22 protein-coding genes are annotated in these 21,551 nt (G+C 69.3%); 14 read left to right on the forward strand and 8 right to left on the reverse strand.

What is annotated here, in order from left to right:
* Window positions 1-35: 35 nt before the first annotated feature.
* Complete coding sequence (locus RHOOR87_RS0105015; protein WP_027484410.1) at window positions 36-509, forward strand: cytochrome c; 474 nt, start codon at window positions 36-38, stop codon at window positions 507-509.
* Window positions 510-629: 120 nt separating this feature from the next.
* On the opposite strand, the gene RHOOR87_RS0105020 is transcribed toward RHOOR87_RS0105015, so the two are convergent.
* The 6 genes from RHOOR87_RS0105020 to RHOOR87_RS0105045 all read right to left on the reverse strand — a co-directional run bounded on the left by RHOOR87_RS0105020 (window position 630) and on the right by RHOOR87_RS0105045 (window position 5,628).
* A complete protein-coding gene (locus RHOOR87_RS0105020) occupies window positions 630-1,052 on the reverse strand; it encodes an OsmC family protein (RefSeq protein WP_027484411.1) in 423 nt (140 codons plus the stop codon).
* Between the two features lie 38 nt (window positions 1,053-1,090).
* Window positions 1,091-2,470, reverse strand: a complete 1,380-nt coding sequence (locus tag RHOOR87_RS0105025; protein ID WP_027484412.1) for an ATP-binding protein — start codon at window positions 2,468-2,470, stop codon at window positions 1,091-1,093.
* Complete coding sequence (locus RHOOR87_RS0105030; protein ID WP_027484413.1) at window positions 2,467-3,141, reverse strand: response regulator transcription factor; 675 nt, start codon at window positions 3,139-3,141, stop codon at window positions 2,467-2,469. The genes RHOOR87_RS0105025 and RHOOR87_RS0105030 overlap by 4 nt, the downstream gene beginning before the upstream one ends.
* 4 nt (window positions 3,142-3,145) lie before the next feature.
* Window positions 3,146-3,742 carry a cytochrome b/b6 domain-containing protein gene (locus RHOOR87_RS0105035; protein WP_027484414.1) on the reverse strand — a complete coding sequence of 199 codons (597 nt, stop codon included), beginning with the start codon at window positions 3,740-3,742 and terminating at the stop codon, window positions 3,146-3,148.
* A gap of 25 nt (window positions 3,743-3,767) precedes the next feature.
* Window positions 3,768-4,040 (reverse strand): PepSY domain-containing protein, encoded by a 273-nt coding sequence (locus RHOOR87_RS0105040; protein ID WP_007507599.1) that lies wholly within the window; start codon window positions 4,038-4,040, stop codon window positions 3,768-3,770.
* A 181-nt stretch (window positions 4,041-4,221) separates the two neighbouring features.
* On the reverse strand, window positions 4,222-5,628 hold the full coding sequence (locus RHOOR87_RS0105045) for a GGDEF domain-containing protein (protein ID WP_027484415.1): 1,407 nt from the start codon (window positions 5,626-5,628) through the stop codon (window positions 4,222-4,224).
* Window positions 5,629-5,813: 185 nt separating this feature from the next.
* Between RHOOR87_RS0105045 and RHOOR87_RS0105050 the strand changes: the two genes are divergently transcribed.
* From RHOOR87_RS0105050 to RHOOR87_RS0105070, 5 genes are all read left to right on the forward strand, one after another.
* Window positions 5,814-7,205: an MBL fold metallo-hydrolase gene (locus RHOOR87_RS0105050; RefSeq protein WP_027484416.1), complete on the forward strand. Its 1,392-nt coding sequence runs from the start codon at window positions 5,814-5,816 to the stop codon at window positions 7,203-7,205.
* Between the two features lie 241 nt (window positions 7,206-7,446).
* Window positions 7,447-7,722, forward strand: a complete 276-nt coding sequence (locus tag RHOOR87_RS0105055; protein WP_027484417.1) for a hypothetical protein — start codon at window positions 7,447-7,449, stop codon at window positions 7,720-7,722.
* A gap of 93 nt (window positions 7,723-7,815) precedes the next feature.
* Window positions 7,816-8,061, forward strand: coding sequence for a hypothetical protein (locus tag RHOOR87_RS0105060; RefSeq protein WP_027484418.1), 246 nt, complete (start codon window positions 7,816-7,818; stop codon window positions 8,059-8,061).
* Window positions 8,062-8,120: 59 nt separating this feature from the next.
* Window positions 8,121-9,023 (forward strand): c-type cytochrome, encoded by a 903-nt coding sequence (locus RHOOR87_RS0105065; protein ID WP_007507590.1) that lies wholly within the window; start codon window positions 8,121-8,123, stop codon window positions 9,021-9,023.
* Window positions 9,023-10,720, forward strand: a complete 1,698-nt coding sequence (locus RHOOR87_RS0105070; protein WP_007507588.1) for a cbb3-type cytochrome c oxidase subunit I — start codon at window positions 9,023-9,025, stop codon at window positions 10,718-10,720. The genes RHOOR87_RS0105065 and RHOOR87_RS0105070 overlap by 1 nt, the downstream gene beginning before the upstream one ends.
* Window positions 10,721-10,840: 120 nt before the next feature.
* Here RHOOR87_RS0105070 and RHOOR87_RS0105075 read toward each other — a convergent pair whose 3' ends face one another.
* Window positions 10,841-11,404, reverse strand: coding sequence for a cytochrome b (locus tag RHOOR87_RS0105075; protein WP_027484419.1), 564 nt, complete (start codon window positions 11,402-11,404; stop codon window positions 10,841-10,843).
* Between the two features lie 186 nt (window positions 11,405-11,590).
* Here RHOOR87_RS0105075 and RHOOR87_RS0105080 point away from each other — a divergent pair, with 186 nt between their 5' ends.
* From RHOOR87_RS0105080 to RHOOR87_RS0105090, 3 genes are all read left to right on the forward strand, one after another.
* Window positions 11,591-12,352 carry a cyclic nucleotide-binding domain-containing protein gene (locus RHOOR87_RS0105080; protein WP_027484420.1) on the forward strand — a complete coding sequence of 254 codons (762 nt, stop codon included), beginning with the start codon at window positions 11,591-11,593 and terminating at the stop codon, window positions 12,350-12,352.
* 245 nt (window positions 12,353-12,597) lie between these two features.
* Complete coding sequence (locus tag RHOOR87_RS0105085) at window positions 12,598-13,170, forward strand: GNAT family N-acetyltransferase (protein ID WP_027484421.1); 573 nt, start codon at window positions 12,598-12,600, stop codon at window positions 13,168-13,170.
* Window positions 13,171-13,196: 26 nt separating this feature from the next.
* A complete protein-coding gene (locus RHOOR87_RS0105090; RefSeq protein ID WP_027484422.1) occupies window positions 13,197-14,045 on the forward strand; it encodes a universal stress protein in 849 nt (282 codons plus the stop codon).
* Here RHOOR87_RS0105090 and RHOOR87_RS0105095 read toward each other — a convergent pair.
* The gene (locus RHOOR87_RS0105095) at window positions 14,042-14,728 is read right to left on the reverse strand and encodes a DUF2238 domain-containing protein (protein ID WP_027484423.1); all 687 of its coding nucleotides are present in this window, start codon (window positions 14,726-14,728) and stop codon (window positions 14,042-14,044) included. The two genes, RHOOR87_RS0105090 and RHOOR87_RS0105095, sit on opposite strands and share 4 nt — an antisense overlap.
* Before the next feature lie 165 nt (window positions 14,729-14,893).
* Here RHOOR87_RS0105095 and RHOOR87_RS0105100 point away from each other — a divergent pair, with 165 nt between their 5' ends.
* From RHOOR87_RS0105100 to RHOOR87_RS0105120, 5 genes are all read left to right on the forward strand, one after another.
* Window positions 14,894-17,176 (forward strand): nitric-oxide reductase large subunit, encoded by a 2,283-nt coding sequence (locus RHOOR87_RS0105100; protein ID WP_027484424.1) that lies wholly within the window; start codon window positions 14,894-14,896, stop codon window positions 17,174-17,176.
* Window positions 17,177-17,259: 83 nt separating this feature from the next.
* Window positions 17,260-17,664 carry a SirB2 family protein gene (locus tag RHOOR87_RS0105105; RefSeq protein WP_027484425.1) on the forward strand — a complete coding sequence of 135 codons (405 nt, stop codon included), beginning with the start codon at window positions 17,260-17,262 and terminating at the stop codon, window positions 17,662-17,664.
* The gene (locus tag RHOOR87_RS0105110; protein WP_027484426.1) at window positions 17,661-19,616 is read left to right on the forward strand and encodes a pyridoxal-dependent decarboxylase; all 1,956 of its coding nucleotides are present in this window, start codon (window positions 17,661-17,663) and stop codon (window positions 19,614-19,616) included. The genes RHOOR87_RS0105105 and RHOOR87_RS0105110 overlap by 4 nt, the downstream gene beginning before the upstream one ends.
* Window positions 19,617-19,630: 14 nt before the next feature.
* Window positions 19,631-20,737 (forward strand): PLP-dependent cysteine synthase family protein, encoded by a 1,107-nt coding sequence (locus RHOOR87_RS0105115; protein ID WP_027484427.1) that lies wholly within the window; start codon window positions 19,631-19,633, stop codon window positions 20,735-20,737.
* The gene (locus RHOOR87_RS0105120) at window positions 20,734-21,540 is read left to right on the forward strand and encodes a prephenate dehydrogenase/arogenate dehydrogenase family protein (RefSeq protein ID WP_037115595.1); all 807 of its coding nucleotides are present in this window, start codon (window positions 20,734-20,736) and stop codon (window positions 21,538-21,540) included. The genes RHOOR87_RS0105115 and RHOOR87_RS0105120 overlap by 4 nt, the downstream gene beginning before the upstream one ends.
* Window positions 21,541-21,551 lie beyond the last annotated feature (11 nt).

The following is a 21,551-nucleotide window of genomic DNA, read 5'->3' on the forward strand; positions in this document are numbered from 1 at the left end:
CACCCATCGACACCCAGCCCACAGGAGTACCGCCCATGCCTCCCACGCCACGCACTTCCACACCGCGACGCGTCGCCGCCGTCGCCTTGATGATAGTCGCCGGCAGCCTGCTGCCGGCGGCCGACGCGGCCGATGCGCCGGACCGGACCGCGCCGATGGCGTTGACGACGATCATGCGCGACCTTGGCCACGACATGCAGGGCGCCACCGACGGCATCGCGCGCGAGGACTGGCCCGCGGTGGCGACCGTGGCGGCGCGCATTGCCGACCACCCGCAACCGCCGCTGGCGGAGAAGCTGCGCATCCTCGCCTTCGTGGGCAAGGACACCGGCCACTTCCGCGGCTACGACCAGCAAGCCCACGACGCCGCGCAACAGCTGGCCATGGCCGCACAGCGGCAGGATGGCATCGCCGCGATCACGGCGTTCGCCAACGTGCAGAGCGCGTGCCTGGGCTGCCACCAGCAATTCCGCAAGCCGTTCCGCGAGCACTTCCACGGCGGACGCTGAGCGGCCCGCGAACCCTGCTCGCCGCCATGCTGGCGATGCTGCTGGCCTGACTGGGGCAGCGACGCCAGCCTGCTGCGCAACGGGTCGCCACGGACGGGCCGGCGCGGCAACGACCGCGCTTCAGCCGGACCGCCGCAGCACGCCGGCGAGGCGGGTGCCCGGCGCCACCGTGTTGAACACCGTGCCGTACTTGCGCACGTTGTCGTGCAGCAGGGCCAGTCGCTGCTCGCTCTCGTCGCTGTCCACCAGGATCTCGTAGTCGATCGATTCCAGCCGCGGCGGCACGTCCTGGCGCACGCCATGCACGCGCACCTCGACCCCGCGCAGCTGGAACTTCAGGATCGGCGCGACCCGTTCGATGCCCTTGATCATGCAGGCCGACAACGCGGCCAGCAGCAGCTCGGCGGGGTTGAACGCATCCATGCGGCCGGCCAGGTCGGTGTCCAGCCACAGTTCGGCATCCTTGCAGCGGGCGACGCTGCCGTGCGCGTCGGTTCGACGGGCGGTGACCTGGAAGCTCAGCTTGCGGGTGGTTTCGGTCATGGGTCTCTCCGCGAAGATGTGAGGAGTGTTTCGCCCGCTCAGGCGTAACCGGGTACATGCGGCGCGGCGCCTGCGACGCGTGGCAGGCTGAGGCTGACCCGCGCACCGCCCAGCGCGGAGCGGCCGAAGGCCAGCTCGCCGTGGTGCAGGTGGGCGATCGCCTGCGCGATCGACAGGCCCAGCCCGCTGCCCTCGCCCACGCTGCCTTCGGGGCGGTGGAAGCGCTCGCCCAGCCGCGCCGTGTCGTCCGCCGCAAAGCCGGCCCCGCTGTCGCTGACCTCCAGGCTGACCCGCCCGTCGTGGCCACCGACGCGCACGTTCACCTGGCCGCGCTCGGGTGCGTGGCGCAGCGCGTTGTCCAGCAGGTTCTGCGCCAGGATGCCGAGCAGACTGCGGCTGCCCAGCACGAAGTCGTTGCCGTCGTGATCCAGCGACAACTCGATCGAGCGCGCCGCCGCGCGCTCGCTGACGTCGCGCAGGGCGGCTTCGGCCACGCTCGCCAGGCGCAGCGGACCGGCGTCGTCCAGTTCGGCCAGTTTCTCGACCCGCGCCAGCATCAGGAGCTGGGCCACCAGGCGCTGCATGCGGTCGAGCGCGTCCTGCGCGCGCTGCAGGTGCCGCGCACGGGCGGCCGCATCGTCACCGCTTCCGGCCAGGTCCAGTTCCAGCCGCAACGCCGCCAGCGGATGGCGCAGTTCGTGCGCCGCGTCGGCAGTGAAGCGGCGCTCGTGCTCCAGGCTGAGCCGGAGGCGATCGACCAGCTGATCGATCGCCTCGGTGAATGGCGCCAACTCGACCGGCACCCGATCGTCGGTGAGCGAGGCCACCGCCGGATTGGCGCCGGCGGACAGGCTGCGGGTCAGCCGGTGCAGCGGCTTCAGCCCGCTGCGCAGGCCGGCGAATACCGTCGGCGGCACCAGCACCAGCAGCGCCAGCAAGGCCAGCAGCGCCGGCGCCAGCAGCTTGCGCATCAGTTCGTCGCGTTCGTCCAACGGAGCGCCAACCTGGATCCAGTACTGGTGCCGCGCATCCCAGCGCTGGAATACCCGCCAGCGCCGCCCGTCGTGGCTGATCGAATGGAAATGCGCGTCGCCCGGATCGAAGCGCAATATCGGCAGCTCGGCGCTCTCCACCAGCAGCTCGCCGCGGGCATCGCGCAGCACGATGGCCGGTCGCTGGGCCGTGGCGTCCGAGCCGACCATTTTCCTGTCCGGCAGGCGCACCGCGCCGGCGCGGGCCGCGTCGTCCGGCATCACCGCGAACACGCTGGCGGCGGTGCGCACCAGCATCTGGTCGAAGATCTCGTCGACCTCATGCAGGCTGCGCCAGGCCAGCCAGCCGGCGGCGGCGCACCACACCAGCACGATGCCGGCCACCAGCCGCAGCACCAGCCGCCGGTTGAGCGAGGGGCGGATCATGCGACCGGGCCGCCGGGCCGGTTGATCGCGTAGCCGATGCCGCGCAAGGTACGGATCCAGCCCGGACCCAGCTTGTGGCGCAGGTGGTGGATGTGCACTTCGACCGCGTTGCTGGCCACTTCCTGGTCCCAGCCGTACAGGGCCTCCTCCAGCTGGTCGCGCGAATAGGCCCGCCCGGGATGGCGCACCAGGGTTTCCAGCAGCTGGTATTCGCGCGCGGTCAGCTCCAGCGCGGCCCCCTCCAGCGTGGCGGCGCGGGCGGCCGGGGTGACTTCGAGCCCACCCACGCGGATCGCCGGTTCGAGCTGGCCATCGGCGCGGCGCAGCAAGGCGCGCAGGCGCGCGGCCAGTTCGTCCAGGTGCACCGGCTTGACCACGTAATCGTCGGCGCCGGCGTCCAGCCCGGCGACCCGGTCGGCAAGCTCGTCGCGGGCGGTCAGCAGCAGCACCGGGGTGGCGTCGCGACGCCGGCGCATGCCAGCGATGATGGCCGGCCCACTGCTGCGCGGCAGGTTCCAGTCCAGCACGGCGGCGGCGTAGCTGGTGTCGGCCAGCGCGACGGCGGCCTGGTTGCCGTCCGTGATCCAGTCCACCGCATAGCCGAGCTGGCGCAGGCCTTCGGCCAGCGCCTGCCCCAGTGCCCGATCGTCTTCGGCTAGCAGGATGCGCATGGCCTCATTCTTGTCGCGTGACTGGACGGCTCACTTGACTTGCCGCAAGTCGCGGTGCTTTTCCGCCGGCTGCGACATCCTGCCCCAGCGCGCGCTTGCGGCCGTGGACCATCGCGGCAACCAGGTTCTCGCGGTAGTGCACGCTCTCGCCCACTGCCGCCAGCACGTGCACCACGACCAGCCCCAGCACGCCGTAGGCCAGCAGCTCGTGCAGTTCCTCCAGCCAGGGCGTGCCGAAGAACGCGTCGGTGGTCTGCAGCCAGCCGGTGACGCCCACCAGCAGCACGCCGGCGAGCAGGGCCAGGATCATCATCGCCGCCGCCGGGTTGTGCCCCAACTGCCGTTGCGAGCGCCCGGCCAGTCGCGCACGCAGGTAATCGCGCACGCGGTGCGGGCCGGGCACCCAGTCGGCGAAACGTGCATGCCGCGTGCCGACCCAGCCCCACACGAAGCGCACCGCGAGCAGGACCAGCACGGCGTAGCCGATCCCGCGGTGGACCAGCTCGCCGTCCTCGGTGAAGAAATTGGCGAGGAACAAACCCGCCAGCGACCAGTGAAACACGCGTACCAGCGGATCCCATACCTTGACCGTGGCGTTCATGGCTTGTCCTCGCTCAGGTGATCGATCAGCCGCCCTTCCGCTTGACGATGCGGCCGTCGGTGGGGTCGAAGTAGATCTCGACGTTCTTGCCGGCCTTGTCCTTGCCGTAGATCTCGTAGCAGTTGCCCGAGACCTGGAACACCTTGATGGTGTAGCCTTGGTCGAGCACCTTCTGCTTCATCGCCGCTTCGGTGAGCCACTGCGCACGCGGCGCATTGGTGCATTGCGGTGCGGCGAAGGCGGACGCCGACAACGCGGCGGCGGCGAGGAAGAACGATGCAACGAGGGTGTGTTTCATGATGCGTCTCCGGTGTCGGCAGGATTGCCTTGGACGACATTGCAACCGGAACGGCTTACATGGGTCTTAAGGATCCGGCGCGTCACCCCGCAGGCGCTGAGCGGCGGCGCGCGCCCGGCGCAGCCGCAGCGGCCGGCCGCGACCGGCGACGCCGGCGGCGGGACCGGGGGCAAGGCGCTGCTCAGGCTCCCGCGCGAGAGGCCCCCGGAGGCGCCACCGCCGCGGCCACCACGATCTGGTCGCGCCCCGTATGCTTGGCGTCATACAGCGCGGCGTCGGCGCGCCGGATCAGGTTCTCGGCAGCATCGCCGTTGGCGGACTGCGCCACGCCGATGCTGATCGTGACCAGGCGGTGTGGCCACTCGAAGGTGCGAAATGCGTCGAGGATGCGCGTCGCCACCTCGCTGGCCCCGGCCACGTCGGTCTCCGGCAACAGCAGCACGAACTCCTCGCCGCCATAGCGCGCGGCCAGGTCCGACGGCCGCAGCGCAGCGCGCAGCAGGTGGCCGGTGATGCGCAGTACCTGGTCGCCGGCGAGGTGGCCGAACTCGTCGTTGAAGGTCTTGAACCGGTCCAGGTCGAGCATCAGCAGCGAAAACATCCGGTCGTGTTCGCGCTGGCTGCGCAGCAGGCCGGCCAGCGCTTCGTCGAGCGCGCGCCGGTTGGCCAGCCCGGTCAGGATGTCGGTGTCGGCGTCATTGCGCAGCAGCATGCTCTCGCGGCGCTGGCGCTCCAGTTTGTCGAACAGGTTCGCCGCCCACCACACCAGCCCGGCCACCGCGCCGCCGCTGAACAGGGTCATGAACACGAAGGCCAGCGTTTCGGACAGGCCCAGCCAGGACTGCAGCAGTTCGAATACGAACGCAAACACGGCCGGCAGCAGCAACGCCGGCAGCAGCAGTCGGCGCGCCAGCGCGCCACCCAGCGTGTCCGCCGTGGCCACCCGGGTCAGCCCGAGGGTGGGTGTGGCGGACAGCCAGCCCAGGGTCGCCAGCAGCAACAACAGCATGGTGTGGATCGGCATCCGTCCGAACAGCATGTCGTCCTTGCCGGCCAGTGCGATGCCGTAGGAAGCCAGGCCGCTCATGGCGATAGCCAGCAGGCCCACGGCCAGGCCTTCGCGCAGATACAGCCAGCGCCGGACCGGCAGCAGCAGGCCCAGGCCGCCGAGCAGCACGAACCCCGCCGCGACCGGTTCGGCCATGCGCCCGGGCCACGGGCCGGCCGCATGCGCCGGCAGACCGCCGAACAGGTGGTCGATGCCCAGGTCGGTCGCCCAGAGGTATTCCACCAGGGTGGCCTCGCCGATCGCCAGCACGAGCAGCGACAGCCAGCGGCCGAGACCCGACCACCGCGGCGAGGCGTGCCGGCTGAGCAGCAGCGAACTGCCGGAAAGCACGAAGCCGATCGCCGCATTCGCCGTCATCGCGGCCTGCCCCGGCCATACCGTGGTCAGCCGCGGCCAGTTCCACCACCAGCCGGCCAGCACCACCAGCGCCACCGCGCAGATCAGTGCGGCAGCCGCGCGCGAGAACTGCAGGAACCCCCGCACGACGTGCGAATCGTGGTGGAAAGGCACCGTGATCATGGCAAACCCCCGCGTGTGCCGGACGCCCGCCGCCGCCGTGCACGGCGGCACAACGACACAAGACGCACCATGGCACAGTCGCTGGGCGCCCCGAATTGACGACGATCAATCCGGCTGCCGGGGTACTCTGCCAGAGTGCGCCGCAAACTGCCCGGGCCGCCCTCACCCATACCGTCGGGGAACGCATGATCATCTACAGCTGCCACGGCGCCGCCAAGCAGGTCACCGGCTCCTGCCACCTGATCACCTGCAACGACCGTCGCGTGCTGATCGACTGCGGCATGTTCCAGGGCAGCGAAGAAGTCGAGCGCGCCAACGCCGAGCCGTTCGGCTTCGACCCGGCCGGCATCGACGTGCTGCTGCTCACCCATGCCCACCTGGACCACTGCGGGCGGATCCCGCTGCTGGTGCGACGGGGTTTTCGCGGCCGCATCCTCACCACCGCCGCCACCCGCGAACTGACCCGCGTGGTGATGCTGGATGCCGCCGGCCTGCAGGAGGAAGACGCGCGCCGCGCGCAACGCAACAACCGCCGCGGCGAGGCGGTGGCGCCGCCGCTGTACACGCTGGACGACGCGCTGCACGCGCTGGACTTCTTCGGCGCCGACGTCGGCTACGACAAGACCGTGCCGGTCGTCGACGGCGTCAGCGCCCGCTTCCTCGACGCCGGCCACATCCTCGGCTCGGCCTCGATCCTGCTGGAACTGGACGACGGCAAGCAGCACCGTCGCATGCTGTTCTCCGGCGACTTGGGCAACCCGGGCCGCCCGCTGCTGCGCGATCCGACCAGTGCGCCGCCGGCCGATTACGTGGTGATGGAAAGCACCTACGGCGACCGCCCGCACCGCTCGGTGCCCGACTCGGTAGAAGAGATGTACCGGGCCATCCGCGACACGGTGAACCGGCGCGGCAACGTGGTGATTCCCACCTTCGCGCTGGAACGCACCCAGGAAATCCTCTACTACCTGCACCGCGGCATCCGCGACGGCGCGATCCCCGCGCACGTGCGGGTATTCCTCGATTCGCCGATGGCGATTTCCGCCACCGAGATCTTCCGCCGCCATCCGGAATGCTTCGACGACGGCTTCCTCGACGAGTTGCAGCATGGCGACCCGTTCGCCATGCCAGGCCTGCACTTCACCCGCGAGACGGCCGAGTCGATGGCGATCAACAACGTCGACGGCGGCGCGATCATCCTGGCCGGCTCGGGCATGTGCAACGGCGGCCGCGTGCGCCACCACCTCAAGCACAACCTGTGGCGCGAGCGCTGCAGCGTGGTGTTCGTCGGCTATGCCGCGGAAGGCACGCTGGCGCGGCGGATCATCGATGGCGCAGCCAGCGTGCGCGTGTTCAACGAGGAGATCCCGGTGCGCGCGCAGGTGTGGACGATCAACGGCTTCTCCGCGCACGCCGACCAACCCTCGCTGCTGGCCTGGCTGGGCGATGCGCCGCAACGCAAGGTGTTCCTGGTGCACGGCGAATACGGCCGCGGCATGCAGGCGATGCAGGAGATGCTGGCCGCACGCGGCGTCAGCTGCCAGCTGCCCGGGCTGCACGAGCCGATCAAGATCGACTGATGCGCCCTGGCGCGCGCGCCGACGCGCGCGCCGAATGGTACGGCACGGTCACGCTGCGCCATGCCGGCTGCGAACCACTGCGCCACCGCCTGACGCTGGACGACCTCAAGCAGGACCTGCACCTGCGCCTGGACTGTTCCGCCGCGGTGACGGCGACGACGGCACGCGTGGCGCTGCCGGCAGCAACACCGGCAGCGACGGCAGCAGCGACGACGCGCCCGCTGCCCACCCACCGTCGACCATGCCGCAGCGTGGGCTGCGCCAGCTGCGGACTCTGCAGGAGTTGCTGGACGAAGGGCTCGTCAGTCCGGCCGAGGAACAGCGCGTGCGTCGAAAGATCCTGCAGCTCGGCAGCGGTGCCGACGACTGGCCGCGGCCACTACCGCGCGTGGCCCGCGCGGCAACGCCGATCGTTCCCGCGCAAGCGATGGCCGGCGCCGAAGCCCCGCGACCATGCGCGTCGAAAACACGCGCACGCTTGACCTGGATCATGCGTGCGCGCAAATGCCACACCTAGTATTCAGCCCGCCTTGCACGCGAATCCCTCGGGGTAGGGTTTCGATGGTTCTGGTGCTATCCGACGAGGCTCGAACCCTTTGGGGAAAATCGCATGACGCAACGGATCACTGATCTGACGCTTTCGATGCTGGCCTGTGTGGCAGCCCTTCTATTGTCCTGGCCATTCTGGCGCAACTTCGAGTATTGGCCCGAGTCGCATCTTGCATGGTGGATCTACTTCATCACCGGCTTCGTGCTGGCGGTGTACGTGTTCTACGTCTTCATCGGCAGCCTGCGCATCCTGTTCCTGCACGACACCCAGGAGCAGGCCACCACCGTCAAGGACAAACTCTCATGAGCTGCGGAACCGGCGGTAGCAGTTGCGAGACGCCCCGGCGCCGGGGTGCATTTCTGGTATTGGCCATCCTGGCCCTGATCTTCGTCGCGCTGTCGATCTTCTCCTTCCTGAAGTCGCGCCATCAGGTAACCCCGGACACGGTTTCCTTCGGCCCCTATCAGGCGGTCGACGGCAAGCGTGTGTTCCAGGCGTACAACTGCATGGGTTGCCACACCATGGTCGGCAACGGCGCCTACCTGGGGCCGGATCTCACCGAAGAATACAAGCGCGTCGGTCCGGCCTGGCTGGCCGCCTTCCTGCCCTCGGCCGGAGGCTGGCCGACGACCGCGGCGGTGCGTGCGCAGTTGCTCGATCCGAACCAGCAAGCCGACACCGGCACCGATTCGATCGAGGCTTACCTCAAGAAATTCCCCGGCGCAGCGCAGCGCATCGAGCGGCGCGGCGGCGGCACCACGATGATGCCCAACCTGCCGTTCAGCAAGGACGAAATCGGCCAGCTGATCGCCTACCTGAAGTACACCTCGGCAATGAACACCGAAGGCTGGCCGCCGAAGGTGGAAGTGGAAGGGTTCGACCATCGCGTGCAGCTTGCGCACGGCATCGCGCCCGTCGCCCAGGCGAACGCTGCAGCGGCATCGCCGGCGCCCGCCGCGGCCGCGCCGGATCCCGTGGCCCACGGCGCGCAACTGGTCAAGGACACCGGCTGCCTGGCCTGTCATGCCACCGACGAGAAGCGGCTGGTCGGCCCGGGCTGGGGCGGCCTGTACAACTCGAAGGTCAGCCTCGCCGACGGCAGCACGGTCACTGCCGACGACGCCTACCTGCGCGAGTCGATCCGCCAGCCCAATGCAAAGATCGTGGCGGGCTACCCGACCGGCGTGATGCCTCCCTATGGCACCTTGCTCAAGGACGATGAAGTCAACGCCATCGTGGCCTACCTCCACTCCCTGGAGAAGCAGTGATGCAGATCGAATTCCAGACTCAACGGCTGAGCATGCGTTTCTTCATGCTGATGCTGGTGCTGTTCATGCTGCAGGTCGGTTACGGCCTGCTGCTGTCGGTGCAACAGACCGACCCGACCGTGCTGGCGGGGGTGATGAACTTCAACGTCGCGCGCGCCGAGCACCTCAACCTCGGCATCCTGTGGATCCTGTGCGGCTTCATCGGCGCGATCCTGTTCGTCGGCCCGCTGCTGGCCAAACGCGAGATGGTCTCGCCGTGGCTGGTCAAGCTGCTGTTCTATGCGTTGATCGTGATCGCCGTGTGGAACTTCTTCACCCTGCGGCTGGCCCAGTTCGGCATTGCCGGGTGGTGGCACGGGCAGCCATGGCTGCAGCAGGGGCTTGAGTACCTGGAGGCAGGGCGCATCGCCGGCGTGCTGGTGCTGATCGGCTTCGCGATCCTCGCCTACGTGGTGCTGCGCACGTTCCCGCCGGTGCGCCAGTGGAACGAGATCCACTGGGGCCTCGGCCTCGGCGTCAGTGCGCTGATGGCGGTCTGGGTGTTCGGCCTGTTCTACGTGGCGCGGCTGGATCTGCAGGAATACTTCCGCTGGTTCGTGGTGCACTACTGGGTGGAGGGCGTGTGGGAAGTCATCCACATCACCCTGGTCGGCTTCCTGCTGGTGCTGATGTTCAAGGTCGACGTCAAGTCGGTGGGCTTTGCGGTGTTCTGGGGCGTGGCGCTGGTGTGGCTGTCCGGGCTGATCGGCAACGCGCACCACTATTTCTGGATCGGCACGCCGGCGTTCTGGCAATTCTGGGGCTCGCTGTTCAGCGCGCTGGAACCGCTGCCGCTGGTGTTCTGCTTCTGGCACATCTACCTCGATGCGCACACCAACAAGCGCCCGCTGGAAAACGCGCCCGCGTTCTACTTCATCCTGGGCTCGGTGGTGCTGGAGCAGATCGGCGCCGGCATCCTCGGCTTCACCATGACCTTCGCGCTGACCAACGTGTGGTCGCATGGCACCTGGGTGACGCCGGGGCATGCTCACCTGGCGCTGTTCGGCACCTTCGGCATGCTGGGCATCGCGGCGGCCTATTTCGCGGTGCCGATCCTGCGCAAGGTGCCGAACTACGACCAGCGGCTGGGCAAGCTCAGTTTCTGGCTGGTGCTCACCGGCGTGCTCGGCATGGCGTTCTCCTTCTCGATCGGCGGCACGGTGCAGATCTACGTCTACCGCATCCTCGGGCTGGACTGGTTCGGCGGTGACGTGGCCCGCTCGATGGGCGTGTTCAAGCTGATGCTGCCGCTGTTCGGCGTGGTCTTCGCGACAGGTGCGGGCGTGCTGGTCTATGACCTGCTCACCCTGGGCCGCCGCCTGGCCGTGCCGGCCGGTGCGGATGCCCACGGCGAGTCTGCCGCGGCCCATCCCGTCACCCGCTGGAGCCGGCCGCTGAGCGGCTTCGAGGCAGGCATCTGGCTGATGATGATGTGGATCTTCGGCACGATCATCACGCTCGGCCTGCTCAGCTTCAACCTGCCGCGGGTGCGCGTGGCCGGCGACCCGACCCTGCCCTACCTGCTGGCCGGCGTCGGCTACCCGGGGCTGCTGCTGGTCACCCTGCTGTTCGTGTGGCGTTTCCTCGCCTCGATGGAAGCGCGCGCGAAGGCGGTGGCGGCGCCTTCACTGTTGCGGGTGTTGCCCGCGCAAGCCTGAGTTCGAACCGGCCCCGGGGAACGGGGCCGGGAAGCAGCAAGACAAGGCCGCCGGGGAAACCCGGCGGCCTTGTTTTTGCCTGGCCAGCGGCGGCGCCCGGCGCCGGCGTGGCGGACGGCCTTACGGGCGCTGCCCGCCACGCCGCGGCAACATGCGCAGCAAGGTGTTGTCGCGGTTCACGTAGTGATGCACCAGTGCGGCCGCTGCGTGCAGGCCGACCAGGTAGTAGCCCACCGTGCCGATGGTCCCGTGGATGTCTTCCAGCAAGTCGGCGAACGCCTTGTCCGCCCCCACCAGCGCCGGCAAGTGCAGGCCGAAGAACGGCACCGGCTTGCCTGCGGCGCTGAGCACCAGCCAGCCGAGCAAAGGCATCGCGATCAGGAAGGCGTACAGCGCCAGGTGCATCAGCGCGGCCAGGCGCTCCTGCCACACGGGTGGCGCCGGCCGGATCGGCGGCCGCGGCCCCGACCCGAGACGGATTGCCAGCCGCACGAAGACCAGGGCGAACACCCCCAGGCCAAGCATGAAGTGCCAAGTCTTCAGGCCCTCGCGCAGGTCGCTCCCGCGTGGGTAGAACTCGCGCAGCTCGATGCAGGCATACACGGCGACCAGCAACAGCAGCGTCAGCCAATGCATGCCGATCGACAGCGCGCCGTAACGATCCTCGGTGTTCTTCCAGTTCATGGTGTTCTCTGCAGGTGAAAGTCGGGAGACGCCGACCCGGCCGCCAGCCTACGGCGGGGTCACGGCGCGCCATTTGACCGCAGTCAAATACACGCGGAATTTGCGCATCGTCATGCTAAGGTCCAGCCCTGCCCGGCCACAACCGGGTTCACCAGCCCCCTCCGCTCCAGCTTCGCGAGGACGTTGATGGTTCCGGAAACCAACGTTTTCGACCTGAACCAGCTGCGACGCAGTTGCTCCTCCTGCGCGCTGGGCGAGCTGTGCCTGCCGGCCGGCATCGGCCACGACGACCTGGATCGGCTGGACACCACAGTTCGCGACAAGCGGATGCTGGATCGCGGCAGCGTGCTGTACCGCGATGGCGACCCGTTCGCGGCGCTCTACGTGGTGCGTTCCGGCTCGCTCAAGACCTTCGTGCAGGACGAGGCCGGCGACGTGCAGGTGCTCGGTTTCCACCTGCCCGGCGAAATCATCGGTTTCGACGCATTGGCGCTGAACCGGCATGTCAGTCAGGCCGAGGCGCTCGAACGCAGCAGCATCTGCGAACTGCCCTATGCACGGCTGCAGCAGGTCATCAGCGAGGTGCCGGCACTGCACCGGCAGCTGATGCGGGTGATCAGCCGCGAGGTGATCGAGGAACACCGCCACCTGGTGATGATGGGCCGACAGCAGGCCCAGGAGCAGCTGGCGATCTTCCTGAAGAGCCTGGCCGACCGCTACCAGCGCCTGCAGCGCGATGGCATCGCGCTCTCCCTGCCGATGTCCCGCTACGACATCGCCAACTACCTCGGCCTGGTGGTCGAGACGGTCAGCCGGCTGTTTTCGCGGCTGGAGGAAATGGGCGTGCTCGAAGTCAATCGCAAGGCCGTGCGTATACTGCGCCCCGACCTGCTCGCCGGCCTCTGCCGCAACAACACGGCGGCGACGAAACGACACGACGCCGGCTGAGAGACCGGCCATCGAACCGCCGCGCGAACGCGCACGTGCTGGCCGGCGCCGTTGCCGACCGATGCCGCAGCACGCCGGTTCATGCATGGGCACACGGCCCGCGCTCGCGTTCCGCACGGATTGACCGAGGTCAACTCGGGCCACGGCCGGCCGGCGTAGAACTCGTCTCGCAAGCCGCCATGCCGTGGCCGCCGCCGCTCACGGCAGCGGAATCGCTCACGGTTCATCTGCCGCGGGAACAGCCCATGCCCAATATCCACCACACCGAACACACCCCCGCCCCCGCCGCGCCGTTCGGCGCCATCGAGGGAACCCACTGGATCGAGACCCTGAACGACGGCAGCCCGGTGCTGGTACGCCCGCTGCGCGCGGAGGACCGCCAGCGCGAAACGGAGTTCATCGACCGCCTGTCCGAACAGGCCTGCCGCTTCCGCTTCCTCGGCAACCTGAAGGAAGCCAGCACGGCCCTGCTCGACCAGTTGATGAACGTGGATTACCACGACCGCATGGCGTTCGTCGCGCTCGCCCACGACAACGGCGAGCTGCGCCTGGTCGGCGTCAGCCGCTACGGCGCCAGCGGCGACGACAAGCAGTGCGAATGCGCGGTGACCGTGGCCGACGACTGGCGCCACCGCGGCCTGGGCGTGCTGCTGATGCGGCGGCTGATCGAGATCGCGCGCAAGAACGGATTCCGCCGGATGTTCTCGATCGACGCCACCGAGAACGAACCGATGCGCGAACTGGCCGGTTTCCTGGGTTTCCAGCGCCGGATCGATCCGGATGACGCCACCCAGGTCATCCACTCCCTCGACCTCTGAGCACCGCCGAACCCGGGCCATCCGCCATGACAAGCACCGACCCCATGCCGCGCGTGACGCGCCCGGGCGACATCCTCGCGCTGGTGACCAACACCGACCCGTGGAGCCCCGCCGCCGTTGCCGGTGTCGCCATCGCCGCACGCTGGGACGGCAACCTGACCGGCTGCTACGTCGACCCCGCCCTGCGCAAACTCACTGCCGGCGAAGCCGGCAGCGAACCCACCGTACTCGGCCTGCTGCTCGAACCGCGGGCCGAGCTCGCCGACGAACACGCCGCCTTCGGCTCGTTCGCGCGCCACGCCGGCGTGCGCAACGCCGACTGGATCGTGGCCCGCTCCGGCATCACTCCGACCCTGCGCTGGCTCGGTGCGCGACACGACCTGGCGGTGATCGAACGCGACATGGTGCAGGCATCCGGCCTGCTCGACATCCTGGGCGAAGCGATCCTGGACTGCCGCATGCCCTGCCTGGTGCTGCCCCCGCACTGGGCCGGCGAGCTCCGCTTCGAGCGCATCGTAATCGGCTGCAACGGCAGCCTCGAGGCGATCCGCGCGATCCACTCCGCGCTGCCGTTCCTCAAGGTGGCAAAGCAGGTCACCCTGGTCGACGGCGACGTGCGCGACGGCGACGAGGGACATCCGCGCTTCGACCCGTTCGTCTATCTGCTGCGCCATGGCATCATGGCCAAGCCCAGCTACGTCCGTGCCTCCTCCACGATGGCCGGCGAGATCCTGCTGAAGGAAGTCGGCAACATCGACGCCGACCTGCTGGTGATGGGCGCCTACGGCCGCTCGCGCATGCGCGAGCGCGTGTTCGGCGGCGCCACCCGGCGCGTGCTGGAGGAAGCCACCCTCCCGGTGCTGATGCAGCACTAGCGGTGCGCTGATCCATCCGGCGCGGGCGTGGTGACGGCGTCGCGGCGACGGCGACGCCGGGCCATACCGGCCAGCACCGCCACCGCGGCAAGGCTGCCCAGCAGGGCGAGCAGCATATCCTGCTGCGCGTCCCACGGATCGCCCTGGGTGCCGAGGTAGGCCACGCCGAGGTCGCCGCCGAACCCCACGGCGGCGGCCCATTCGAACAGTTCGTACAGGGTCGAGCCGGCAGTCATCAGGCTGACCGGCACGATCCAGCGCCAGGCGCCGGGCGAGGACGTGCGCGCGGCCACCAGCTCCACCACCGCCGGCGTCACCAGCAGGCCGTAGGCGAAATGGATGGCACGGTCGAAGTGGTTGCGCGACAGGCCCAGTGCCGCATCCAGCGAGAAGCCGAACAGTGCGGCGAACCACTGGTCCCACGGCACCTCCGAGTAGGTGTAGTGCGCGCCGATCTCGTGCAGCAGCAGGAACGCGAACAGCGCCGCATAGCTGGCGTTCGAAAAGCGCAGCCGGCGAAACCCCAGCACCAGCGCCGGCAGCACCAGGAGCACCAGCACGTTCTCCATCAGCCAGTCCCGGCGATAGCGCGGCGCGATGCCCAGGGCCACCGCGGCAACCAGGAAAACAGCCAGCAACAGCAGCGGAAATCGAGATCCTTCCTTCCCGGGTCGCTCGTTCATGCCTGCCTGCATTCCGTCAGCGCTGCGCGTCGTGCCGATCATGCCACGCCGGCCGCGGGCCACTGCGACAATTCGCGCGGCGCGCCGGCCGGACCGCCTGACCTGCATCAAGATCAGCGGACACTGCCTCGCCGAGCATGCGCACACCTTTCTGGGAGATGCGCAATGAGTACCACCCGAAAACTCTGGCTTGGCCTGGCGGCCTTGCTGGTAGCGTCGTTCGCCGTGCTGCTGTGGGTCGGCAGCGTGGTCCACCAGCAGGCGCCGCCGCTGCCCGCGGCGGTCGTCACCAGCGACGGCCAGACGCTGTACACCAAGGCCGACATGGAGCAAGGCCGCCAGGTGTGGCAGAGCATCGGCGGCCAGCAACTGGGATCCATCTGGGGCCACGGCGCGCTGCTGGCGCCGGACTGGAGCGCCGACTGGCTGCATCGCGAAGCCACCGCCATGCTGGAACTGCTCTCGCGCGACGCAGGGCTGGGCCCGTACGACTCGCTCGATGCGTCCCAACAGGCGGCCCTGAAAGCGCGGGTGCAGGAAGAACTGCGCACCAACACCTACGACGCGGCCAGCAACACCATCACCGTCTCGGCGCTGCGCGCGCACGCGATGGAAGCCGTCGCGGCGCATTACATGAGCCTGTTCGGCAACGACCCGGCCACGCACAAGCTGCGCGTAGGCTATGCCATGCGCGAGAACACCGTGGCCGAGATGGAGCATCGGCGCGCGGTCACCGCGTTCTTCTGGTGGACCAGCTGGGCCGCCGCCACGCAGCGACCGAACGAGGCGATGAGCTACACCCAGAACTGGCCGTACGAACCGCTGGTCGGCAACGTGCCGACCTCGACCAGTTTCCTGTGGTCGGTCTTCAGCATCCTGTTCATGATCTTCGGCATCGGCCTGCTCGGCTGGCATCACGCGCGCCAGGCAAGCCATGAACCCCTGCCGCCGATCCCCTCGCGCGACCCGTTGACCGAAATGAAGGCGACGCCTTCGATGAAGGCTACCGGCAAGTATTTCTGGACCGTGCTGGCGCTGTTCCTGGCGCAGATCCTGCTGGGCGCCACCACCGCGCATTACCAGGTGGAAGGCCAGCAGGCCTACGGCTTCGCGCTGGCCAACTACCTGCCGTACAGCCTCACCCGCACCTGGCACACCGAGCTGGCCGTGCTGTGGATCGCCACCGCGTGGCTGGCGACCGGCCTGTACATCGCGCCGCTGATCTCCGGCCACGAGCCGAAGTTCCAGCGACTCGGGGTGAACTTCCTGTGGGTCTGCCTGCTGCTGATCGTGGTCGGCTCGTTCGCCGGCCAGTGGTTCGCGGTGATGGACAAGATGGGCCTGCAATACAACTTCTGGTTCGGCCACCAGGGCTGGGAATACACCGACCTCGGCCGCTTCTGGCAGATCTTCCTGTTCATCGGGCTGATGCTGTGGCTGTTCCTGGTCGGCCGCGCGCTGTGGCCGGCGATGCACGGCGGCAGGGAAGGCGCCTCGATCGTGGGCCTCTTGTTCCTGTCCACCGTGGCGATCGGCCTGCTCTACGGCGCCGGCCTGATGTGGGGCGAGCACACCCACATCGCGATGGTCGAGTACTGGCGCTGGTGGGTGGTGCACCTGTGGGTGGAAGGCTTCTTCGAGGTGTTCGCCACCGCGGTGATCAGCTACCTGTTCGTCAAGCTGGGCCTGCTGCGCGTGGGCAGCGCCACCACCAACGTGCTGTTCGCCACCATCGTGTTCATGGCCGGTGGCGTGCTCGGCACGCTGCACCACCTGTACTTCAGCGGCACCACCACGGCGGTGATCGCGCTCGGCGCCAGCTTCTCGGCGCTGGAAGTGGTGCCGCTGGCGCTGATCGGGCTGGAAGCCCACGACACCTGGAAGAAGCAGCACGCCGCGCCGTGGATGGCGCGCTACCGCTGGCCGATCCTGTTCTTCGTGGCGGTGAGCTTCTGGAATCTGGTCGGCGCGGGCCTGCTCGGCTTCCTGGTCAACACGCCGATCGCGCTGTACTACATGCAAGGCCTGAACCTCACCGCCAGCCACGGCCATACCGCGCTGTTCGGCGTGTACGGCATGCTCGGCCTGGGCCTGATGCTGTTCTGCCTGCGCGGCATCAAGCCGCAGGCGCAGTGGCGCGAAGGCTGGCTGCGCGGCGCGTTCTGGTGCCTCAACATCGGCCTGTCGCTGATGGCCGCGCTGACCCTGCTGCCGCTGGGCATCCTGCAGCTGAAGGCGGTGCTGGAACACGGCTACTGGTTCGCCCGCTCGGCCGAGTTCATGGATCGCCCGCTGATCCACATGCTGGTGTGGATGCGCGTGCCGGGCGACACCCTGTTCGCCGTCGGCGCCCTGCTGATCGCGGTGTTCGTCGCCGCCCTGTGGCTGTGGCCGAAGCGCCGGACCGCCAGCGCGCCCCTGCCGCAGGGCGTTCCCGAGCGCGCGTGATCCCTCGCGCACATGACGTACGTCAGGGCGCGCCGCACGGCATGCCCTGATGCTTTTACCGTATCCCGAACCCCGGAACCCGCATGTTCGAGTTCTATCCGCAGATCAAATGGGTGCACATCGCCTGCGTGCTGGCCAGCGGCACGCTGTTCGCGTTGCGCGGGCTGCTGGTGCAGGCCGGCCACGCCGGCGCCGCGCAGTGGGAGCCGGTGCGCTGGCTCAGCTACGCCATCGACACCACCCTGCTCACCGCCGCATTGATGCTGGTGAGCATCCTGCCCGGCGCGATGTTCGCCAACGGCTGGCTGACCACCAAGCTGGTGCTGCTGGTGGCCTATGTGGTGCTCGCCATGCTCGCCCTGAAACGGACACGCACGCCGCGCGCGCGGCGGGCCTTCTACGTGGCGGCACTGGCCACCTACGTCTACATGCTGGGCGTGGCCCGCATGCATCATCCGCTGAGCTGGCTGCACGGATGGCTGGCATGAGCGCGGCACAACCGTTCGACCACGTCGAGCCGCGCGACCACACGCTGGACGCCTGCTTCCTCGGCCCCTACGGCGAGAACGACACGCTGCTGGAAAAGCTGCTGGTGGAGTTCCTGCGCGATCACGTCTACTGGCGGCGCAACTTCCACCCGGAGGACCCGCCGGCGATCGGCACCGGCGCCGCGCACCACCCGGACTACCTCGCCTTCGAATCGCGCATGCGCCGCGAGCTGCACCAGCTCTCCGCCGCGCTGAAGAAGTCGGTGCCGTTCCACAGCCCGCGCTACATCGGCCATATGGCTTCCGACCTGCTGCTGCCGGGACTGGCCGCGCAGATGCTCACGCTGCCGTACAACCCCAACAACGTCAGCGAGGACGCCGCCCCGGTCACCGTCGACCTGGAAGTGCAGGCGGGCCTGCAACTGGCGCGCATGCTCGGCTATCCGCACGACCCGGCGCAGGAGGCCTGCGCGTTCGGCCACCTCACCTCCGGCGGCACCCTGGCCAACTACCAGGCGCTGCGCCTGGCATTGGCACTGAAAGCGTTCCCGGTGGCGCTGCGCGCCGCCGGCGCGCCGGAGCTGGCGCTGCCGGCGGACGACTGGAGCGCCTTCAATCTTTCCACGGCCGACGGCATCGCGTTGCTGGAGACCTGGCAGCACTGGCTGGCCGCGCAGACACCGGCGCAACGCGCGCACTGGCTGCACCGGGTCGAGAACGAGCGCATCGAACAACTCGGTCTGGCCGGCTTCTTCGCCGCGCACCCGCAGCTGCGCGTGCCGCTGGTGCTGGCGCCGGTCACCGCGCACTACTCGTGGAGCAAAGGGCTGAAGCTGCTCGGCCTGGGCCGCGACCAGCTGGAGCTGCTGCCCACCGACGGCATGCGGCTGGACCCGGCCGCGCTGCGCGATACCCTGGAGCGCTGCGCGCGCGAGCGCCAACCCGTGCTGATGTGCGTGGCCGTGCTCGGCGGCACCGAGTACGGCACCATCGACCCGATCGACGCCGTGCTCGCCGCGCGGCAGGCCTCGCGCGGGCGCGGCCTGGATTTCGCCGTGCACGTCGACGCCGCCTGGGGCGGCTACCTGGCCACATTATTCCGCAACGAAGACGGCTCGCTGCGCACGCGCGAGGAGGTGGCCGCCGACTACGTGCAGTTCCCCACGCCGGCAGTGCATGCGGCGTTCGCTGCGCTGGGCGAGACCGACTCGGTCACCGTCGACCCGCACAAGCTCGGCTACCTGCCCTACGGCAGCGGCGCCTTCATCTGCCGCGACCACCGCGCGATGACGCTGCTGGCCGAACGCGCCGACTACGTGTTCCACGCCGCCACGCCGGCCGGATATCTGGCGCGCTACCGCAGCCTGGGCCAGTTCATCCCGGAAGGCTCGAAATCCGGCGCGGCCGCCGCCGCGGTGTACGTGACGCACCGGGTGCTGCCGCTGGACCACGCCCACTTCGGCGCCCTGCCGCGCGCCACCGTGCGCGCGGCGGAGACCTTCCACGCACGTGCGCAGCGTTTCGCGCTGGAGCTGGCCGACGACGTCCACGCGCTGGTGCCGTTCGCGCCGGACAGCAACCTGGTCTGCCTCGCGCTCAACCCCTGCGGCAACACCTCGGTGGCCGCAGCGAACGCCTTCGTGCGCGAGCTGCACGACACCCTGCGCTGCGACCCGCACCAGCCGCTGCAGACCAAGGAATTCTTCGGCTCGGTGACCAGCCTGCGCCCGGACATGCTGGGTCCGGTGCAGACCTCGCGCATCTTCGCTGCGCTGGGCCTGGATACGGCCAGCCTCGGCCCGGACGAGGACCGGCTGCTGATCCTGCGCCACACGCTGATGAACCCGTACCTGATCGATCACGAAAACGGCATCAGCTACATCGACCGCTATTTCGACTTCCTCGGCCGTCGCATGCGCATGCTGCGCGGCGGCGCCACCAGCCAGACATGAACCCGGAGCCTCCCATGGACAGCGTCCTGCGCCTGGTCAGCCTGCAACACGAGACGGATCGCCGCTGGGTGCACGACGCCCTGGCGAAACTGGCGCAGGAAGCGGCACGCTCGGCCGACACCCACCTGCTGAAGCTGAACTTCCCCGGCTTCCACGGCATCGACTTCTACTTCAAGGACGAGGCCGCGCACCCCAGCGGCAGCCTGAAGCATCGCCTCGCCCGCTCGCTGTTCCTGTACGCACTGTGCAACGGCCGCCTGCGCGGAGGCCAGGGCGTGGTGGACGCCTCCTCCGGCAGCACGGCGATCTCCGAAGCGTGGTTCGCACGCCTGCTCGGCCTGCCCTTCACGGCGGTGATGCCGGCCTGCACCGCACCGGGCAAGATCCACGACGTGCGGGCGCTGGGCGGCGAGTGCGACCTGGTCGACGACCCCGCCCAGGTACACGCCCGCGCCGCCGAGCACGCCGCGCGCGGCGCCTGCCACCTGGACCAGTTCGGCCTGGCCGAACGCGCCACCGACTGGCGCGGCAACAACAACATCGCCGAGTCGATCATCGGCCAGCTCGCGCTGGAGGCCGAACCGGAACCCGCGTGGATCGTCTGCGGCGCCGGCACCGGCGGCACCTCGGCCACCATCGGCCGCTACCTGCGCTACCGCCGGCTGCACACGCAGCTGTGCGTGGCCGAGCCGGCCGGCAGCGCCTATGTGCACGGCTGGCGCAACCGCGACGCACAGGCGCTGGCCAGCCAGCCAACCCTGATCGAAGGCATCGGCCGGCCGCGGGTGGAACCGGGCTTCATCTTCGAGGTGGTCGACCGGGTAAGCGAAGTGCCCGACGCCGCCTCGATCGCCGGCGCCTGGCTGCTGGAGGAGCTGTTCGGCCACCGCTACGGCGGCTCGTCCGGTACCAACCTGGTCGCCTGCCTGCAGCTGGCCGCCTCGATGCGTGCCCGCGGCGAGCGCGGCAGCATCGTCAGCCTGCTGTGCGACCGCGGCGAGCGCTATGCGCAGACGCTGTTCGATCCGTCGTGGCTGGCCGCCCACCGCATCGACCTCGCGCTGTGGACGACCGCGCTGCGCGCCAGCCTGGCCAGCGGCCGCCCGCCGCTCACCGCATGAGCGCGGCCGGACCGCGCGAACCGGCGCCACCCGCTGCGACGGTTGCCGTGCTCGGCTACGGCCGCTTCGGCCAGGCCTTCGCCGGGCTGCTGCAGCAGGCGGGGCATCGCGTGCGTGCATGGGATCCGCGCGCGCAGATCCCCGCTGCGCTGGCTGCCACGTCGATGCCGACGGCGATCGACGGCGCAGCATGGATCGTGCTGGCGATGCCGGTGCCGCAGCTACGAGAGTCGCTGATCGCGCTGCGCCCGCTGCTGCATGCCGGACAGACCGTGCTCGACGTGGGCAGCGTGAAGATGCACCCCTGCGCGACGATGGACGAGCTGCTCGGCGCGGCCATTCCGCACGTCGGCACGCACCCGCTGTTCGGCCCGCTCAGCCTGGCCCGCGACGAGCGTCCGCGGCGCACGGTGATCTGCCCAGCCGCGGATCACCCAGAGGCCGCCGAGCGGGCCCGCGAGCTGTTCGCCGGACTCGGCTGCGAAGTCATCGAGCAGAACCCGGAAGCGCACGACCGTGCCATGGCGATGACCCATGCGCTGGCGTTCTTCGTCGCCAAGGGCCTGCTCGACATCGGCGTGAACGACGGCCTGCCGCTGGCGCCGCCTTCGTTCCAGGGCATGCAACACATGCTGGCAGCGGTGCGCGGCGACGCCGGCCACCTGTTCGCCGCGATCCAGCGCGAGAACCCGTTCGCCGCCGAGGCGCGTGCGCGGCTGCTGGCCGAACTCGAACGGGTGCACCGGCAACTGCTGGCCGATGCGGACGGCGACGGCCTGGCCATCCCCGCGCCGCCCGCATGAGCTTGCACGAC

Source organism: Rhodanobacter sp. OR87 (assembly GCF_000473345.1).
GTDB classification, from domain to species: Bacteria; Pseudomonadota; Gammaproteobacteria; order Xanthomonadales; family Rhodanobacteraceae; genus Rhodanobacter; species Rhodanobacter denitrificans.

Excerpts from the sequence above, each read along its gene's own strand:
- RHOOR87_RS0105070 (WP_007507588.1), top strand. The coding sequence starts at position 9,023 with ATGCAGATCGAATTCCAGACTCAACGGCTGAGCATGCGTTTCTTCATG.
- RHOOR87_RS0105020 (WP_027484411.1), bottom strand. The coding sequence starts at position 1,052 with ATGACCGAAACCACCCGCAAGCTGAGCTTCCAGGTCACCGCCCGTCGA.
- RHOOR87_RS0105075 (WP_027484419.1), bottom strand. The coding sequence starts at position 11,404 with ATGAACTGGAAGAACACCGAGGATCGTTACGGCGCGCTGTCGATCGGC.
- RHOOR87_RS0105100 (WP_027484424.1), top strand. The coding sequence starts at position 14,894 with ATGAGTACCACCCGAAAACTCTGGCTTGGCCTGGCGGCCTTGCTGGTA.
- RHOOR87_RS0105045 (WP_027484415.1), bottom strand. The coding sequence starts at position 5,628 with ATGATCACGGTGCCTTTCCACCACGATTCGCACGTCGTGCGGGGGTTC.
- RHOOR87_RS0105095 (WP_027484423.1), bottom strand. The coding sequence starts at position 14,728 with ATGAACGAGCGACCCGGGAAGGAAGGATCTCGATTTCCGCTGCTGTTG.
- RHOOR87_RS0105115 (WP_027484427.1), top strand. The coding sequence starts at position 19,631 with ATGGACAGCGTCCTGCGCCTGGTCAGCCTGCAACACGAGACGGATCGC.
- RHOOR87_RS0105090 (WP_027484422.1), top strand. The coding sequence starts at position 13,197 with ATGACAAGCACCGACCCCATGCCGCGCGTGACGCGCCCGGGCGACATC.
- RHOOR87_RS0105015 (WP_027484410.1), top strand. The coding sequence starts at position 36 with ATGCCTCCCACGCCACGCACTTCCACACCGCGACGCGTCGCCGCCGTC.
- RHOOR87_RS0105025 (WP_027484412.1), bottom strand. The coding sequence starts at position 2,470 with ATGATCCGCCCCTCGCTCAACCGGCGGCTGGTGCTGCGGCTGGTGGCC.
- RHOOR87_RS0105080 (WP_027484420.1), top strand. The coding sequence starts at position 11,591 with ATGGTTCCGGAAACCAACGTTTTCGACCTGAACCAGCTGCGACGCAGT.
- RHOOR87_RS0105030 (WP_027484413.1), bottom strand. The coding sequence starts at position 3,141 with ATGCGCATCCTGCTAGCCGAAGACGATCGGGCACTGGGGCAGGCGCTG.
- RHOOR87_RS0105035 (WP_027484414.1), bottom strand. The coding sequence starts at position 3,742 with ATGAACGCCACGGTCAAGGTATGGGATCCGCTGGTACGCGTGTTTCAC.
- RHOOR87_RS0105085 (WP_027484421.1), top strand. The coding sequence starts at position 12,598 with ATGCCCAATATCCACCACACCGAACACACCCCCGCCCCCGCCGCGCCG.
- RHOOR87_RS0105050 (WP_027484416.1), top strand. The coding sequence starts at position 5,814 with ATGATCATCTACAGCTGCCACGGCGCCGCCAAGCAGGTCACCGGCTCC.
- RHOOR87_RS0105055 (WP_027484417.1), top strand. The coding sequence starts at position 7,447 with ATGCCGCAGCGTGGGCTGCGCCAGCTGCGGACTCTGCAGGAGTTGCTG.
- RHOOR87_RS0105110 (WP_027484426.1), top strand. The coding sequence starts at position 17,661 with ATGAGCGCGGCACAACCGTTCGACCACGTCGAGCCGCGCGACCACACG.
- RHOOR87_RS0105060 (WP_027484418.1), top strand. The coding sequence starts at position 7,816 with ATGACGCAACGGATCACTGATCTGACGCTTTCGATGCTGGCCTGTGTG.
- RHOOR87_RS0105105 (WP_027484425.1), top strand. The coding sequence starts at position 17,260 with ATGTTCGAGTTCTATCCGCAGATCAAATGGGTGCACATCGCCTGCGTG.
- RHOOR87_RS0105040 (WP_007507599.1), bottom strand. The coding sequence starts at position 4,040 with ATGAAACACACCCTCGTTGCATCGTTCTTCCTCGCCGCCGCCGCGTTG.
- RHOOR87_RS0105120 (WP_037115595.1), top strand. The coding sequence starts at position 20,734 with ATGAGCGCGGCCGGACCGCGCGAACCGGCGCCACCCGCTGCGACGGTT.